Raw genomic sequence first — 15,799 nt, 5'->3', positions numbered from 1 at the left:
CGGTGATCGTTCCCACGCTCTGCGTGGGAACGCCTCATGTGACGCTCCGCGTTACGCTTTGGGGACGCGGAGCGTCCCTGGCTGCATTCCCACGCAGAGCGTGGGAACGATCAGTGTCAGGCGCCGATGACCCCGCCATCCTCACGGGTAATCACCATCACCGAAGACCGTGGCTTGCCGTTGGGCAGGTGCTCGGGGAAGGTTGAGCCACCGCTGGGATGCTGGATCCCGACGAACATAGCCTTGTAGTCCGGCGAGAAGCTGATTCCGGTCACTTCGCAGCCCACCGGCCCGACCATGAAACGGCGGATTTCACCGCTGTTGGGGTCGGCGCAAAGCATCTGGTTGTTACCCATGCCGGCAAAGTCACCGGCGTTGCTCGAGTCGCCGTCGGTCTGTATCCACAGCCGCCCGCCTTTGTCGAAGCCCAGGCCATCGGGACTGTTGAACATGTTCTGCGGGTTGATGTTGGACGATCCGGCTTTCGGCGTGCCGGCGTGTACCGTCGGGTTGCCGGCGACCACGAACAGGTCCCAGGCGAAGGTCTTGGAGGCGTGATCGTCGCGGTCGGTTTTCCAGCGCAGGATCTGCCCATAGACGTTCTTGGCCCGAGGGTTAGGTCCCTCCACCGGTTGGCCGGCGTCGCCGCGCTTGGAGTTGTTGGTCAGGGTGCAATAGACCTGGCCATCCTTGGGGCTGACCACGATCCACTCCGGGCGGTCCATGCGGGTAGCGCCAACGGCGCTGGCGGCCAGGCGTGCATGGATGAGTACTTCGGCCTGGTCGGCAAACCCGCTGCTGGCGTCGAGACCGTTTTTGCCATGGGTCAGCTCGATCCACTGGCCCTGGCCTTTCGGATGGTCCGGGTTGCCGTCGCCGGCATCGAAGCGCGCCACGTACAAGGTGCCATGGTCCAGCAGGTTGCGATTGGCCTTGGCATTGCGGTGATTGATGCGCTCGCGGCTGACGAACTTGTAGATGAATTCGCCACGTTCATCATCGCCCATGTACACCACGGCGCGACCGTCATTGGTCTGCGCCAGGGCGGCGTTTTCGTGTTTGAAACGGCCCAGGGCGGTGCGTTTTACCGGAGTGGATTGCGGATCGAACGGGTCTATTTCCACTACCCAGCCGTGGCGATTGAGTTCGTTGGGGTTTTTCGCCAGGTCAAAGCGCGGGTCGTGCAAGTGCCAGTTGATTTCACTGCTGGCGACGGTGGCGCCATAGCGTTTCTGTGCCGCGTCGAACTGCAGGTCTGACTTGCTGCTGCCGAAGCAGTCAGTGAAGTTTTCTTCGCAGGTCAGGTAAGTACCCCATGGCGTCATGCCGTTGGCGCAGTTCTGGAAAGTCCCCAGGACTTTCTTGCCACTCTTGTCGGCACTGGTTTTCAGCAGGTCGTGACCGGCGGCCGGGCCACGCAGGCGAATCGGTGTGTTGCCGTGGATTCTGCGGTTGTAGCGCGACTCCTGGACGAACTGCCACTGGCCGCGACGACGCTGGATCTCGATCACCGACACCCCTTCGCTGGCCTGGGCCTTGCGCACGTCCTCGGCCGACTGCGGCTGGCCGCCGTGAGGGAACAGGTATTGGTAGTTGGTGTACTCGTTGTTGATCGCCATCAGCGCCCGGTTATTGTCGCCGGGGAACGGGAACAGGCTCATGCCGTCGTTGTTGTCGCCGAACTGCACTTCCTGTGCACGGGCGGTGCCGTTGCCACTGGGGTCGAAGGCCGGTGCATTTTTCTGCAGCGGCTGGCCCCAACTGATCAGCACCGAGGATTTGTAGCCTGGCGGCAACGTGATGGTGTCGGCCGTGGCGGCGGCGATGCTGTTGAAGCCCAGCAGGCGGCTGTTGCCTTCGCTCACGGCGGCGGCCAGGACGCTGCGGCTCAGCAGGTTGCCGCCCAGGAACATCGCCGCGCCGCACAGGGCGCCGGCGCTGATGAAGCTGCGACGGCTCAGGCCGACGATCTTTTCCAGGTCGGTGGATTGGTTTTCTTCTAATAGGCTCATCATCAGGCTCCCTGCTGGTTTTGGCAGTCACCTTAAAGCGGGTCGATGAAACTATTGTTGCAGCGCGCTACAACGGTGTGCCGAGCAGCACATTTGTCGCTGAAAACCTCACTTGCACCGGTGAGCCGCCTTCCAGATTCTGCTTTTGTAGCTCGAGCGGCTCGGCCAGGGCACACAACGTCTGGCCATTGGGCAGGCCGATGCGCACTTCGCTGGGGCCGTCTTCGGCTGCGTCGACCTGTTCGATCATGCCGCGCAGCGTATTGATCCCCGGTTTTTCCGCTTGCTCGACAGGGTGCAACTCCAGCCAGCCAGCCTTGATCAGCGCCACCACGTCGGTGCCGACATCCAGCTCCAGGCGCCGCGTGCTGTCGTGGGTAATCTGGGCTTCGATGACCAGGCCCCGGGCCAGCTCCAGGCGTATCCGGTCGTTGTGCCCCTGGGCCTCGATGCCCAGGACCTTGCCATGCAATTGATTACGGGCGCTGGTGCGCAGCATCAGGCGACTGAGCAGGCCCAGGTCGCCGGCATCCTCGCTCGCCTCCAGCAGTTGCGCCTGCAGCGCTTGCAGGCGCTGATACAGGCGCAGCACGCGTTGGCCTTCCTCCGACAACTTGGCGCCGCCGCCGCCCTTGCCGCCGACGCTGCGTTCCACCAACGGTTGGTCCGCCAGGTTGTTCAACTCATCGATGGCATCCCACGCCGCCTTGTAGCTCAGGCCCGCGCTCTTGGCGGCGCGGGTGATCGAGCCTTGTTCGGCGATGTGCTGCAACAGGGCGATGCGTTGCGGGCGCCGAACGATGTGCTGGGTCAGAAGCGTGGGCAATGACATGACGGAAAACTGCGGGCAATGGCTGATGGACGGACGTTGGCGCCTTGGACGCGGCGCGTCAAGCCGACTCTCCGGGTTTCGGCGTGCGCGCCAGGCAATACACATCGACCCGTGCGGCGCCGGCATCGAGCAGCAGGGCGGCCAATGCCTGGGCGGTGGCGCCCGTGGTGAGCACGTCGTCGACCAACGCCAGGTGACGGTTGCGCAACGCAGCCTGGGGCGCCAGGGCAAAGGCCTGACACAGGTTTCGCCGCCTGGCCCTGGCATCGAGTGCCTGTTGGGCGGGGGTGTCCTGGGTGCGTCGCAGCAAGTGTTCTTCGCAAGGGATCGCCAACGGCCCGCTGAGCCAGCGGGCCAGCAGCGCTGCCTGGTTGAAACCGCGCTGGCGCAAACGACGGGTCGCCAGTGGCACTGGTACCAGTGCGTCGGGCCGTTCCAGCCCTTCGTCGAAATGATGCTGCAGCGACTGCGCCAGCAGTTCGCCCATCAGCCGGCCCAGGGGCCATTTCGCCTGGTGCTTGAAGCGGGTGATCAGGCTGTCCACCGGAAAGTCGTAGGCCCAGGGCGCCAGGACCCGTTCGAAGGCCGGCGGTTGCGAGGCGCATTGTCCGCAACGCAGTCCAGCCATGGGCAGCGGCAAGGCGCAGACGCTGCATTGATCGCCGAGCCAGGGCAGCTCGCTTTCACAGGGCGTGCAGATAGGTTGTGGCGTATCGGTGCTTTCGCCACACAGTAGACAGAATTGTTTGTTTTTTAACCAGATGTAAACCGGTCCTTTGTGTCGTGGTTGACAGCGCATGACTCTTCCTTAAATATGCCGAACATCCGTGTCGCGCCTGTGGGTATTCCATGCCCCAGGCGCCAGCCAAGCATAATCAAGGAAATGCCCATGAGCGCCAGCACCACTGCCAACCTGCGTCATGACTGGTCTTTGGCCGAAGTCAAAGCACTCTTCGTCCAGCCATTCAATGACCTGTTGTTCCAGGCGCAGACCGTGCACCGCGCGCACTTCGACGCCAATCGCGTCCAGGTTTCCACGCTGCTGTCGATCAAGACCGGCGCGTGCCCGGAAGATTGCAAATATTGTCCGCAGTCCGGTCACTACAACACCGGCCTGGATAAAGAGAAATTGCTCGAAGTGCAGAAGGTCCTCGAAGAGGCTGCACGGGCCAAGGCCATCGGTTCGACCCGTTTCTGCATGGGCGCGGCCTGGAAGCACCCGTCGGCCAAAGACATGCCGTACGTGCTGGAAATGGTCAAAGGCGTGAAGGCCATGGGTCTGGAAACCTGCATGACCCTGGGCCGCCTCGACCAGGAACAGACCGAAGCGCTGGCCCAGGCCGGGCTGGACTACTACAACCACAACCTCGATACCTCGCCGGAGTTCTACGGCAGCATCATCACCACCCGCACCTACAGCGAGCGCCTGCAAACCCTGGCCTATGTGCGTGATTCGGGGATGAAGATCTGCTCCGGCGGCATCCTCGGCATGGGCGAATCCCTGGACGACCGCGCCAATCTGCTGATCCAACTGGCGAACCTGCCAGAGCACCCGGAATCGGTGCCGATCAACATGCTGGTCAAAGTCGCTGGCACGCCGCTGGAGAATGCCGAGGACGTCGACCCATTCGATTTCATCCGCATGCTCGCCGTGGCGCGGATCATGATGCCCCAGTCCCATGTGCGCCTGTCCGCCGGCCGTGAAGCGATGAACGAGCAGATGCAGGCCCTGGCATTTTTTGCCGGTGCCAACTCGATTTTCTACGGCGACAAGCTGTTGACCACCGCCAACCCGCAAGCCGACAAGGACATGCAGTTGTTCGCACGCCTGGGCATCCAGCCCGAAGCCCGCGAAGAACATGCCGACGAAGTGCACCAGGCGGCGATTGAACAGGCGCTGGTGGAGCAGAAGAGCAGCGAGCAGTTCTATAACGCCGCTGTTTGAGTTGACGCAAAACCAAGTGTGGGAGCGGGCTTTTGTGGGAGCAAGCTTTGCTCCCACAAAAGCCCGCTCCCACAGGGGATTTCATCCCGTCTCAAATAAGTAGTTCACCCCGAGGCCTGCATGCCCTTCGATCTCGCCGCACGCCTGGCTGCCCGTCGTGCCGACAACCTCTATCGCCAGCGCCCGCTGCTCGAAAGCCCGCAGGGCCCGGAAGTGGTGGTGGACGGCCAGCCGTTGCTGGCGTTCTGCAACAACGATTACCTGGGCCTGGCCAATCACCCGCAAGTGATCGAAGCCTGGCGCGCCGGGGCGCTCCGTTGGGGTGTCGGGGGAGGCGCCTCCCATTTGGTGATCGGCCACAGCAGCCCTCATCACGCCTTGGAAGAAGCCTTGGCCGACCTGACCGGCCGCCCGCGTGCGTTGTTGTTCACCACCGGCTACATGGCCAACCTCGGCGCCGTCACGGCGCTGGTGGGGCAGGGCGATACGGTACTGGAAGACCGCCTCAATCATGCCTCGCTGCTCGACGCCGGGCTGTTGTCCGGTGCGCGTTTCAACCGTTACCTGCACAACGATGCCCAAAGTTTGGCCAGCCGCCTGGAGAAAGCCACCGGCAATACCCTGGTGGTCACCGACGGCGTATTCAGCATGGACGGCGATATTGCCGACCTGCCGGCCCTGGCCCGTGAAGCCAAGGCCAAGGGCGCCTGGCTGATGGTCGACGATGCCCACGGCTTTGGCCCGCTCGGGGCCCATGGCGGCGGTATCGTCGAGCATTTTGGCTTGAGCCAGGATGACGTGCCGGTGCTGGTGGGCACCCTGGGCAAGGCCTTTGGTACCGCCGGGGCGTTTGTCGCCGGCAGTGAAGAACTGATTGAAAGCCTGATCCAGTTCGCTCGCCCCTATATCTACACCACCAGCCAACCGCCGGCCCTGGCCTGCGCCACGCTCAAGAGTCTTGAGCTGCTGCGCAGCGAGCATTGGCGGCGCGAGCACTTGCAGGTGCTGATTCGTCAGTTCCGTCAGGGCGCGGAGCAGATCGGCCTGCAATTGATGGACAGCTTCACGCCGATTCAGCCGATCCTGATCGGCGATGCGGGACGGGCCATGCGTTTGTCGCAAATGCTGCGTGAACGCGGGCTGATGGTCACGGCTATCCGTCCACCCACCGTACCGGCTGGCAGCGCCCGTTTGCGCGTGACGCTGACCGCCGCCCACAGCGAGGCCCAGGTGCAGCTATTGTTGAATGCACTGGCCGAGTGTTTTGCCCTGTTGGGACCGGAGCCAAGCGATGCGTGATCGACTGATATTGCTGCCAGGCTGGGGCTTGGGCGTTTCACCGCTGGAACCGCTGGCGGCGGCGTTGCAAGGGCTCGACGAACACCTGCGCGTGGAAATCGAACCGTTGCCGGCGCTGCTATCGAACGACCCCGATGAATGGCTCGAAGAACTGGACGCCACCGTGCCCCAGGACGCCTGGCTGGGCGGTTGGTCCCTGGGCGGCATGCTGGCCTCGGCGCTGGCGGCGCGTCGGGGTGAGCGCTGTTGCGGCCTGCTGACCCTGGCGAGCAATCTGTCTTTTGTCGCCCATGAGCAATGGCCGAGCGCGATGGACGGCGAAACCTTCGATGGCTTTCTTGCCGGCTGTGCGGCCGATCCACGCCAGACCCTCAAGCGCTTCAGTTTGTTGTGCGCCCAAGGCTGCAGCGATCCACGCGGGTTGTCGCGGTTGTTATTGGCCGGGGCGCCGAGTACATCGCCGGAGGTCTTGATGGCTGGGCTTGAAGTACTGGCGCAACTGGACACACGCGCCGCGCTGCAGAGCTTTCGCGGTCCGCAACTGCATCTGTTCGCCGGACTCGATGCGCTGGTGCCGGCCGAAGCTGCGACTGAGTTGCTGGTCTTGCTGCCGGATGTTGAAATCGGCCTGATCGAACAGGCCGGCCACGGATTCCTTCTGGAGGACCCGCACGGTGTCGCGGGGGCGATCCAGGCTTTTTTGCATGAGTCCGGCGATGACTGATTTGTCTCTTCCCAAATTGCCCGGTGCCTTGCCCGACAAGCGTCAGGTGGCAGCCTCGTTTTCCCGGGCGGCGACCAGCTATGACAGCGTGGCCGAACTGCAGCGCGACGTCGGCCAGCAATTGCTCGGCCGTTTGCCGCCCTCTTTCGTGCCGCAACGTTGGTTGGACCTAGGCTGCGGCACTGGTTATTTCACCCGGGCCCTGGGCGCGCGCTTCGGTGAGGCGACCGGCCTGGCGTTGGACATCGCCGAAGGCATGCTCAACCATGCTCGTCCCCAAGGCGGCGCCGCGCATTTTGTCGCCGGTGATGCTGAGCGGTTGCCTTTGCAAGCGGCGAGCTGCGACCTGGTGTTCTCCAGCCTGGCGGTGCAGTGGTGTGCGGATTTTGCCGCGGTGCTGAGCGAGGCCCATCGTGTGTTGAAACCGGGTGGGGTGTTTGCCTTCACCAGCCTCTGCGTAGGCACTTTGTACGAATTGCGCGACAGTTGGCGTCAGGTGGATGGCTTGGTGCACGTCAACCGTTTCCGTGGGTTCGAGACGTATCAGCACCTTTGCACGGCCAGCGGGCTGAATGTCGTCAGTCTTGAAAACCGTCCCCATGTGTTGCATTACCCCGACGTGCGCAGTCTGACTCACGAATTGAAAGCCTTGGGCGCCCACAATCTGAACCCCGGTCGCCCCGGCGGCTTGACCGGCCGGGCGCGGATCCTGGCACTGGTTGAAGCCTATGAGCAGTTTCGTCAGGCGCAGGGACTGCCGGCGACTTACCAGGTGGTCTACGCCGTTTTGGAGAAACCGCTATGAGCCAGGCCTATTTCATTACCGGCACTGACACCGACGTGGGCAAGACCACCGTCGCGGCAGGCCTGCTGCACGCCGCGCGACAGGCCGGTATGAGCACCGCCGCCGGCAAGCCCGTGGCCTCCGGTTGCGAAGTCACGCCCAAGGGCCTGCGCAATGCCGATGCCCTGGCGCTGCTGGCCGAGTGTTCGGTGCCGCTTGAGTATGCCCAGGTCAATCCGCTGGCATTCGAGCCGGCCATTGCGCCACACCTGGCTGCCCGGGAAGCCGGCGTGGCGCTGACGGTGCAATCCTTGCTGGGGCCCATGCGTGAGGTGCTGGCCCTGGAGGCCGATTTCACCTTGATAGAGGGCGCGGGGGGCTGGCGTGTGCCGTTGGCCGATCAGGATAATCTATCGGACCTGGCAATGGCCCTGGGCCTGCCGGTGATCCTGGTGGTGGGCGTGCGCCTGGGGTGCATCAGCCATGCGTTGCTGACCGCTGAGGCCATCGCCCGGGACGGCCTGCAGCTGGCCGGTTGGGTGGCGAACATCATCGATCCCAAGACCTCGCGCCTGGAAGAAAACCTCGCCACCCTGGCCGAACGCCTCCCGGCGCCTTGCCTGGGGCGAGTACCGAGGGTCAAAGGCATCACTGCCGATATCGTGGCTGCGCACCTGCACCTGGATCTGCTGGATTAATCATCCAAGGGAAGGTTTTCACTATGACAAGGCACTGTGCTATTAGTGTTTTTGTCGGGTCTTTTCCTGGGGGTTCTGCTTCAATGACCATTGTCGACCCTTCAAGAAGACGAGCTCTTCCATGGAAATTTCAGGAAGTACCGCGTTCTATGCCGGTCTGAGCACGATTCAGACAGGGCAGAACCGCGTCGATCAGGCCTCCAGCCAGATCGCCAACAATACGATCGAGCGTTCGGTCACCAGCCAGTCGTCCGACGTCCAGGTCGATCGCCTGCGTTCTGTGGATCGTAGCCAGCAGTCGGACCTGGCCAGCAACATGGTCGAACTGTCCCAAGGCAAGTTCCAGGTGCAACTGGGCGTGAACGTCGCCAAGGCATCCGACGAAATGCTCGGTACGTTGATCGATACCTTTGCCTGAACTTTTCGTACCAGTCCTTCAGTGCTGAATAAATGACACCCAATGGCTTCAGGGCCATTGGGTGTTTTTGCCTGCCAAGTCTTCAGCTTCCCAGGTAACCCCACACGGCTGGAGACGGATTCATGTTCGAGGTTTCGATACTGCCTGAAGCAACTACGCGTCCGCTGGGTTGAATGGTCACGTCGACAAGGTCTCCAAGGCTATGGCCTCTCCAGAAGCCTTCTATTTCCCCACTTGGACTCACGCGTTCGTACTGTTGCATGGCTTTACCTGCCATCATGCCCCTACCCACAACGACAATTTTGCCGTCGGGTTGTACGGCAAGGGAGTTGAGGTGCAAGTCATTTAGCTCGCGGGCAATCAACAAAGGTGCGCCATTGTTGAAGCTTCCATCGAGCCCTCCGTTCGCCTCCATCCTGACGAGTAAACCATTGTCCATTGCGTCAAGACCTTTTGCGTAACCTGTGATGAGAATCTTGTCGTCATCCAGGACCCGTACACGGCTGACGATATCTGGTCTAAAACCTCGTTCAGAGATTGACTGCCCGATCTGGTCTTCAACCGGTATATCGGCGAAACCGCCATTACCGAAGCTAGCGTCCAGTTCGCCTGTTGGCATGTAGCGAGCGACGGTTCGTGTCCTTCGCTGTTCGTCCAGACGTCGCCAACTGCCAGCCACGATGATCTTGCTATCACTTTGGATCTGCACATCGCAGGCGAAACTTGCGTAGTCATGGAATCGAATATCGATGAAGCCACGGCCTTCACCGAAGCCAGTGTCGGGATCCCCATTGGGTTCCAGGCAAAACAGGCGGCTAAGCGTTGCTTCCGGTTTTTCCTCATTACGGAGAAGATGGTAAGTGGCACAAATCAGTATTCGTTGATCTTTTTGCAGGCAGCCATCCACATACTTTTGAATCCAGGCTGCGCCACTATTGGCATTGACCGGACCAGCGAGGACTTTGCGGCCAAATACAAGGTCATGGCCGCCATTACTAAAAAAACGCACGGCCGCCGGGCTCCACTCAGCCCCCCTGGGTGACCCTCCGATCAGGAGGATTTTTCGGTCCTCTTGCAGCAGTACGCGCGTTGGCAAGCTCCCGTCGCCATCTCGGAAATTCCAAACGATCTCGTTGAACGTCTCGTCCTTGGTTCCGTCAGGGAGGTAGCGCATCAGCGCAAAACGATTATAGAGCCCCAAGGCAAAGACCAGTTTGCCGTCCTCGTCGGAAACAATGGCAGTGGCAATGCCTCGTACATCGAATTGGATGGAACCTTCTTTACCGAAAGACGGATCTATTTCGCCTGGCGCATGCGTCGGGTCGCTACCTGTGGATTGAGTGTCCATGTCGCTTTCCTCCAATCGGAACTAATCTGAACCGGAACGGCCCGGCTCTGCTGCCTCAGGAGCAGTACATCAGTTTTTTCCCAACGCCGAACCTGTCAGGGTCGACAGTCATGGCGTGGGTGCGAAGGCGGTTCGTCCATTCTTGAATTCCACGCATGGGACGAGCGGTAACGGATCGGCGCTTGACAAGATTTGGGCGTAAACGTATGTTTCAAACAACTGTTTGACCGCTACAACAAATCCACGCGGTCGTTCATTCCCGGTTACATCAGCAGAGGTTTATCGCTATGCCTGACTACAAGGCCCCCTTGCGTGATATTCGCTTCGTTCGTGACGAACTGCTCGGTTACGAAGCGCATTATCAGAGCCTTCCGGCTTGCCAGGACGCAACTCCGGACATGGTTGACGCCATTCTCGAAGAAGGCGCCAAGTTTTGTGAGCAGGTGCTGGCTCCGCTGAACCGCGTGGGCGACATCGAAGGTTGCACCTGGAGCGAGTCCGGCGTGAAGACCCCGACTGGCTTCAAGGAAGCCTACAAGCAATTCGTCGAAGGCGGCTGGCCAAGCCTGGCCCACGACGTCGAGCACGGTGGTCAAGGCTTGCCGGAATCCCTGGGCCTGGCGGTCAGCGAGATGGTCGGTGAAGCCAACTGGTCGTGGGGCATGTACCCGGGCCTGTCCCATGGCGCGATGAACACGATTTCCGAACACGGTACGCCCGAACAGCAAGAGGCTTACCTGACCAAGCTGGTTTCCGGCGAATGGACCGGCACCATGTGCCTGACCGAACCGCACTGCGGCACCGACCTGGGCATGCTGCGCACCAAGGCTGAGCCTCAGGCCGACGGTTCCTACAAGGTTTCCGGGACGAAGATCTTCATTTCGGCCGGTGAGCACGACATGGCCGACAACATCGTCCACATCGTGCTGGCACGCCTGCCGGACGCACCGGCGGGTACCAAGGGCATTTCGCTGTTCATCGTTCCCAAGTTCCTGCCTAACGCCGACGGCTCCATCGGCCAGCGCAACGCGGTGAGCTGCGGTTCCCTGGAACACAAGATGGGCATCCACGGTAACGCCACCTGCGTGATGAACTTCGACGCGGCCACCGGATACCTGATCGGCCCGGCGAACAAAGGCCTGAACTGCATGTTCACCTTCATGAACACCGCACGCCTGGGCACCGCACTGCAAGGCCTGGCCCACGCCGAGATCGGCTTCCAGGGCGGCCTGAAATATGCCCGCGATCGCCTGCAAATGCGTTCCCTGACTGGCCCGAAAGCGCCAGACAAAGCCGCCGACCCGATCATCGTCCACCCTGACGTGCGTCGCATGCTGCTGACCATGAAGGCCTTCGCCGAAGGTAACCGGGCGATGGTCTACTTCACCGCCAAGCAGGTCGACATCGTCAAGTACGGCGTGGATGAAGAAGAGAAGAAAAAGGCCGATGCGCTGCTGGCGTTCATGACGCCGATCGCCAAGGCGTTCATGACTGAAGTTGGCTTCGAATCGGCCAACCACGGCGTGCAGATCTATGGCGGCCACGGTTTCATCGCCGAGTGGGGCATGGAGCAGAACGTTCGCGACAGCCGTATCTCGATGTTGTACGAAGGCACCACTGGCATCCAGGCCCTCGACCTGCTGGGCCGTAAAGTGCTGATGACCCAGGGCGAGGCACTCAAGGGCTTCACCAAGATCGTCCACAAGTTCTGCCAGGGCAACGAAGGCAACGAAGCGGTCAAGGAGTTCGTAGAACCCCTGGCTGCGCTGAACAAGGAATGGGGCGAGCTGACCATGAAGGTCGGTATGGCGGCCATGAAGGATCGCGAAGAAGTCGGCGCGGCGTCGGTGGACTACCTGATGTACTCCGGTTACGCCTGCCTGGCCTACTTCTGGGCCGACATGGCACGCCTGGCGGCGGAAAAACTCGCAGCCGGCACCACTGAAGAAGCCTTCTACACCGCCAAGCTGCAGACCGCGCGCTTCTACTTCCAGCGCATCCTGCCGCGTACCCGTACCCACGTGGCAACCATGCTGTCGGGCGCCAACAACCTGATGGACATGAAGGAAGAGGACTTCGCGCTGGGCTACTAAGCCTCACGCGGTGCTTCCAAAAGCCGCTGCTTCTTCGGGAGCAGCGGCTTTTTCATGTCTGTCGCAAAATCTGTATCCACCGCAGGCCCTTGTTGGAGCGAGCTTGCTCGCGATGGCGTTTGTTCAGTCAGTAGCTTCATGGCTGACACACCGCTATCGCGAGCAAGCTCGCTCCCACAGGGATCAACTAGGATCCTGAAACAATATTCATCCAACTCGACCCTAAGAAAACCGTCCCCTCTGCCGTTACAGCGATGGCAGTGTGACATCTGTCACATCTCGCGTGCCTTACTGCTCCAGTTGAAGGCACAATGCCATCTTTGATCAGCCGGGTTGGAGCTTTACCCTTGCCGCGTTCTTCCGCTGTACGTCTAAGCCATTTCCTACCGTCATTGCTGCTGTTGCTGGCGGGGCTTGCGGCTGCCTACGTCAAGGATCTCAACGTTTTCTTCACCTCGCTGTTCAACGTGCTCCCGACGCTGGTGTTGTTGTTGGGCGGGGCGTATTGCGCGGTCTACCGACGTCAACGTGAACTGTTTCTGATGGTCACGGTGTACATCGCCTATTTCCTGCTGGACACCCAGACTGACTTCTATCGCGATAACGGCAAGGTGCGCGAAGACGCGGCGGTGGTGTTCCATCTCGTCTGCCTGTTGCTGCCACTGTTGTTCGGGTTGTTTGCGGCGTGGCAGGAGCGCACCCATCTGTTCCAGGACATGGTGGCGCGGTTCGCGGTGTTGCTGATCTTTGGCAGCGTGGCACTGGCCCTGGAGCAGAGTTTCCCCCAAGCCTTGCTGTTGTGGCTTTCGGAAATCCGCTGGCCGGCGTTGCACGGCGCCTGGATGAGCTTGATCCAATTGTCTTACCCGATGTTCGCCGCCGCGTTCCTGCTGCTGGCCTGGCAATACTGGCGCAACCCCCGGCCATTGCATGCTGCGCAATTGGTGGGGGTGCTGGGGTTGTTCTGGATGTTGCCGAAAACCTTCATCCTGCCTTTCACCCTGAACATCATGTGCAGCCAGGTGATGTTGATGATCGCCGCGGCGGTCGCCCATGAGGCTTATCAAATGGCCTTCCGTGACGAACTCACCGGCCTGCCGGGCCGTCGGGCGCTGAACGAACGCATGCAGCGTCTGGGGCGCAATTACGTGCTGGCGATGAGTGATGTGGACCACTTCAAGAAATTCAACGACACCCACGGCCACGATGTGGGTGACCAGGTCCTGCGCCTGGTGGCCAGCAAATTGTCGAAAATCGGCGGTGGCGGTAGGGCGTATCGCTACGGCGGTGAGGAATTTGCCCTGGTGTTCGCCGGCAAGACCATCGACGAGTGCATGCCCCACCTGGAAGTCATCCGCCAGTCTATCGAGACGTACGCCATCCAGCTGCGCAACCCCGACAGTCGCCCCCAGGATGATCAACAAGGCCGTCAGCGCCGTTCTGGCGCCGGTGCATCCAGCGTCTCGGTGACGGTCAGCATCGGCGTCGCGGAACGCCTCGAGCAACGCACGCCTGAAGAAGTGCTCAAGTCCGCCGACCAGGCGCTGTATAACGCCAAGGGCGCGGGGCGTAACTGTGTGGTTGCCTTCGGGCAGAACCGCCGCGGTGCGGTGCGCATGGAGACTGCCGCGGGTTGAGTGATGACGGCGCATTCAGCGTCTGGACTGTGATTGTGGGCCTCGGTGGCCGGCAGTAGGTTGCAACGATCTGCTACCGGAGAAAACCACCATGCCCGAGTACAAAGCCCCGCTGCGCGACATGCGCTTTCTGATCGATCACGTCTTCGATTTCCATGACCGTTATGCCGAGCTGGGTGCCAGCGATGCCAGCCCGGACATGGTCAGCGCGATCCTCGAGGAAGGCGCCAGGTTCTGCGAAAACGTGCTGGCGCCGCTCAATCGCTCCGGTGACGAAGAAGGTTGCCATTTCGACAACGGCGTAGTCACCACGCCGACAGGCTTCAAGCAGGCTTTCGCACAGTACGTGGAAGGCGGCTGGCACGGCTTGGCGGCAGATCCGGCGTATGGTGGCCAAGGATTGCCCAGCTCCCTGGGCCTGGTCATCAGCGAGATGATCGGCTCCAGCAACACCTCCTGGGGCATGTACCCGGGCCTGACTCACGGCGCCATGTCGGCGATTCACGCCCACGGCACGGCAGAACAGAAACAGACCTACCTGAGCAAACTCACCGCCGGCCAGTGGACCGGCACCATGTGCCTGACCGAAGCCCACTGCGGCACCGACCTGGGTATCATCAAGACCCGCGCCGTGCCCCAGGCCGACGGCAGCTACGCGATCTCCGGCAGCAAGATCTTCATTTCCGCCGGCGAACACGACATGAGCGATAACATCATCCACCTGGTGCTGGCCAAGTTGCCGGACGCCCCCGCCGGGACCAAAGGCATCTCGTTGTTCATCGTGCCCAAGTTCCTGCCCGACACCACGGGTGAGGCCGGGGCGCGCAATGGCGTGTCCTGTGGTTCGATCGAACACAAGATGGGCATCAAGGCATCGGCCACCTGCGTTCTGAATTTCGATGGGGCTAAGGGGTTCCTGATCGGAGAGCCGAACAAGGGCCTCAATTGCATGTTCACCATGATGAACCACGCCCGGCTCGGCACCGGCATGCAGGGCCTGTGCCTGGGCGAGGCGAGCTTCCAGGGCGCGATCAAATACGCCAACGACCGTTTGCAGATGCGCGCGCTGACCGGCCCCAAGGCGCCGGAAAAGGTCGCCGACCCGATCATCGTCCATCCCGATGTGCGCAGGATGTTGCTGACCATGAAAGCCTTCAACGAAGGCAACCGGGCGCTGACGTATTTCACCGCGCAATTGCTCGATACCGCGCACCTGGGCGCGGACGAAACCGCCCGCCAGGAGGCCGAGGACCTGCTGGCGTTCCTCACCCCGATCTGCAAGGCCTTCATGACCGACACCGGGCTGGAGGTGACCAACCACGGCATGCAAGTGTTTGGCGGTCACGGCTTCATTCGTGAGTGGGGCATGGAGCAGTTGGTGCGAGATTGCCGCATCGCGCCGATCTACGAGGGCACCAATGGCATCCAGGCCCTGGATCTGCTGGGGCGCAAGGTGCTGGGTAGCCAGGGCAAGCTGTTGCGTGGTTTTACCCGGATCGTCCACAAATTCTGCGTCGCGAATGCCAGGCATCCGCAGCTCAAGGATTACGTCGAGCAACTCGATGGGCTCAACCAGCAATGGGGCGAACTGACCACCCGGGTCGGCATGGCTGCCATGAAAAACCCGGACGAAGTGGGCGCCGCTTCGGTGGATTACCTGATGTACAGCGGCTACATCATCCTGGCCTACCTGTGGTTGCGCATGGCCTTGGTGGCCCAGGCGCAACTCGACAGTGGCACTGGAGACGACGATTTTTGCCGGGCCAAATTGGCGACGTGTGAGTTTTACTTCAAGCGCCTGCTGCCGCGCACGACCGCCCATCGGGCTGCCGTCGAGGCCGGGAGTGATTGCCTGATGAAGCTGCCGGCGGAGTTGTTTGCGCTTTGATTTAGAGAAAATGCCAACAGATCGCAGGCTTCGCCAGTTCTTACATGGAAATGTGTATTCCCTGTAGGAGCTGGCGAAGCCTGCGATCTTGCTTTATGACTAAAAATAACAAAACGGTCAT

13 protein-coding genes are annotated in these 15,799 nt (G+C 61.3%); 9 read left to right on the top strand and 4 right to left on the bottom strand.

Annotated elements, in window-relative coordinates:
- Positions 1–116: 116 nt before the first annotated feature.
- The 3 genes from ASC85_RS13280 to ASC85_RS13270 form a co-directional block, all read right to left on the bottom strand.
- Entirely contained in the window at positions 117–2,012 is a 1,896-nt protein-coding gene (locus ASC85_RS13280; protein ID WP_046064526.1) for a PhoX family protein, read from the bottom strand.
- Positions 2,013–2,079: 67 nt separating this feature from the next.
- Complete coding sequence (locus tag ASC85_RS13275) at positions 2,080–2,844, bottom strand: TOBE domain-containing protein (protein WP_057449654.1); 765 nt, start codon at positions 2,842–2,844, stop codon at positions 2,080–2,082.
- Positions 2,845–2,902: 58 nt separating this feature from the next.
- Complete coding sequence (locus ASC85_RS13270) at positions 2,903–3,643, bottom strand: ComF family protein (protein WP_057449653.1); 741 nt, start codon at positions 3,641–3,643, stop codon at positions 2,903–2,905.
- Positions 3,644–3,733: 90 nt separating this feature from the next.
- On the opposite strand from ASC85_RS13270, the gene bioB reads away from it, so the two are divergent.
- The 6 genes from bioB (at position 3,734) to ASC85_RS13240 (ending at position 8,712) form a co-directional block, all read left to right on the top strand.
- Positions 3,734–4,789 (top strand): biotin synthase BioB, encoded by a 1,056-nt coding sequence (gene bioB / locus ASC85_RS13265; protein ID WP_057449652.1) that lies wholly within the window; start codon positions 3,734–3,736, stop codon positions 4,787–4,789.
- A gap of 120 nt (positions 4,790–4,909) precedes the next feature.
- Positions 4,910–6,088 (top strand): 8-amino-7-oxononanoate synthase, encoded by a 1,179-nt coding sequence (gene bioF, locus ASC85_RS13260; RefSeq protein WP_057449651.1) that lies wholly within the window; start codon positions 4,910–4,912, stop codon positions 6,086–6,088.
- Positions 6,081–6,812, top strand: coding sequence for an alpha/beta fold hydrolase (locus ASC85_RS13255; protein ID WP_057449650.1), 732 nt, complete (start codon positions 6,081–6,083; stop codon positions 6,810–6,812). Before bioF ends, ASC85_RS13255 begins: the two co-directional genes overlap by 8 nt.
- The gene (gene bioC, locus ASC85_RS13250; protein ID WP_057449649.1) at positions 6,805–7,617 is read left to right on the top strand and encodes a malonyl-ACP O-methyltransferase BioC; all 813 of its coding nucleotides are present in this window, start codon (positions 6,805–6,807) and stop codon (positions 7,615–7,617) included. The genes ASC85_RS13255 and bioC overlap by 8 nt, the downstream gene beginning before the upstream one ends.
- A complete protein-coding gene (gene bioD / locus ASC85_RS13245; protein ID WP_057449648.1) occupies positions 7,614–8,294 on the top strand; it encodes a dethiobiotin synthase in 681 nt (226 codons plus the stop codon). Before bioC ends, bioD begins: the two co-directional genes overlap by 4 nt.
- Positions 8,295–8,415: 121 nt before the next feature.
- Positions 8,416–8,712, top strand: coding sequence for a hypothetical protein (locus ASC85_RS13240; protein ID WP_057449647.1), 297 nt, complete (start codon positions 8,416–8,418; stop codon positions 8,710–8,712).
- 82 nt (positions 8,713–8,794) lie between these two features.
- Here the strand turns inward: ASC85_RS13240 and ASC85_RS13235 are convergent, their stop codons facing one another.
- On the bottom strand, positions 8,795–10,060 hold the full coding sequence (locus tag ASC85_RS13235) for a hypothetical protein (protein WP_057449646.1): 1,266 nt from the start codon (positions 10,058–10,060) through the stop codon (positions 8,795–8,797).
- 287 nt (positions 10,061–10,347) lie between these two features.
- Between ASC85_RS13235 and ASC85_RS13230 the strand changes: the two genes are divergently transcribed.
- The 3 genes from ASC85_RS13230 to ASC85_RS13220 all read left to right on the top strand — a co-directional run bounded on the left by ASC85_RS13230 (position 10,348) and on the right by ASC85_RS13220 (position 15,678).
- The gene (locus ASC85_RS13230; protein WP_003206230.1) at positions 10,348–12,153 is read left to right on the top strand and encodes a phenylacyl-CoA dehydrogenase; all 1,806 of its coding nucleotides are present in this window, start codon (positions 10,348–10,350) and stop codon (positions 12,151–12,153) included.
- Between the two features lie 347 nt (positions 12,154–12,500).
- The gene (locus ASC85_RS13225; RefSeq protein ID WP_057449645.1) at positions 12,501–13,790 is read left to right on the top strand and encodes a GGDEF domain-containing protein; all 1,290 of its coding nucleotides are present in this window, start codon (positions 12,501–12,503) and stop codon (positions 13,788–13,790) included.
- A 91-nt stretch (positions 13,791–13,881) separates the two neighbouring features.
- On the top strand, positions 13,882–15,678 hold the full coding sequence (locus ASC85_RS13220; RefSeq protein WP_057449644.1) for an acyl-CoA dehydrogenase C-terminal domain-containing protein: 1,797 nt from the start codon (positions 13,882–13,884) through the stop codon (positions 15,676–15,678).
- Positions 15,679–15,799 lie beyond the last annotated feature (121 nt).

The sequence above is a fragment of the Pseudomonas sp. Root401 genome, from assembly GCF_001425105.1.
In the GTDB taxonomy this organism is placed as follows: domain Bacteria; phylum Pseudomonadota; class Gammaproteobacteria; order Pseudomonadales; family Pseudomonadaceae; genus Aquipseudomonas; species Aquipseudomonas brassicacearum.
The sequence above is the reverse complement of the archived record's forward strand: the minus strand, read 5'-3'. Positions and strand labels throughout refer to the sequence as shown.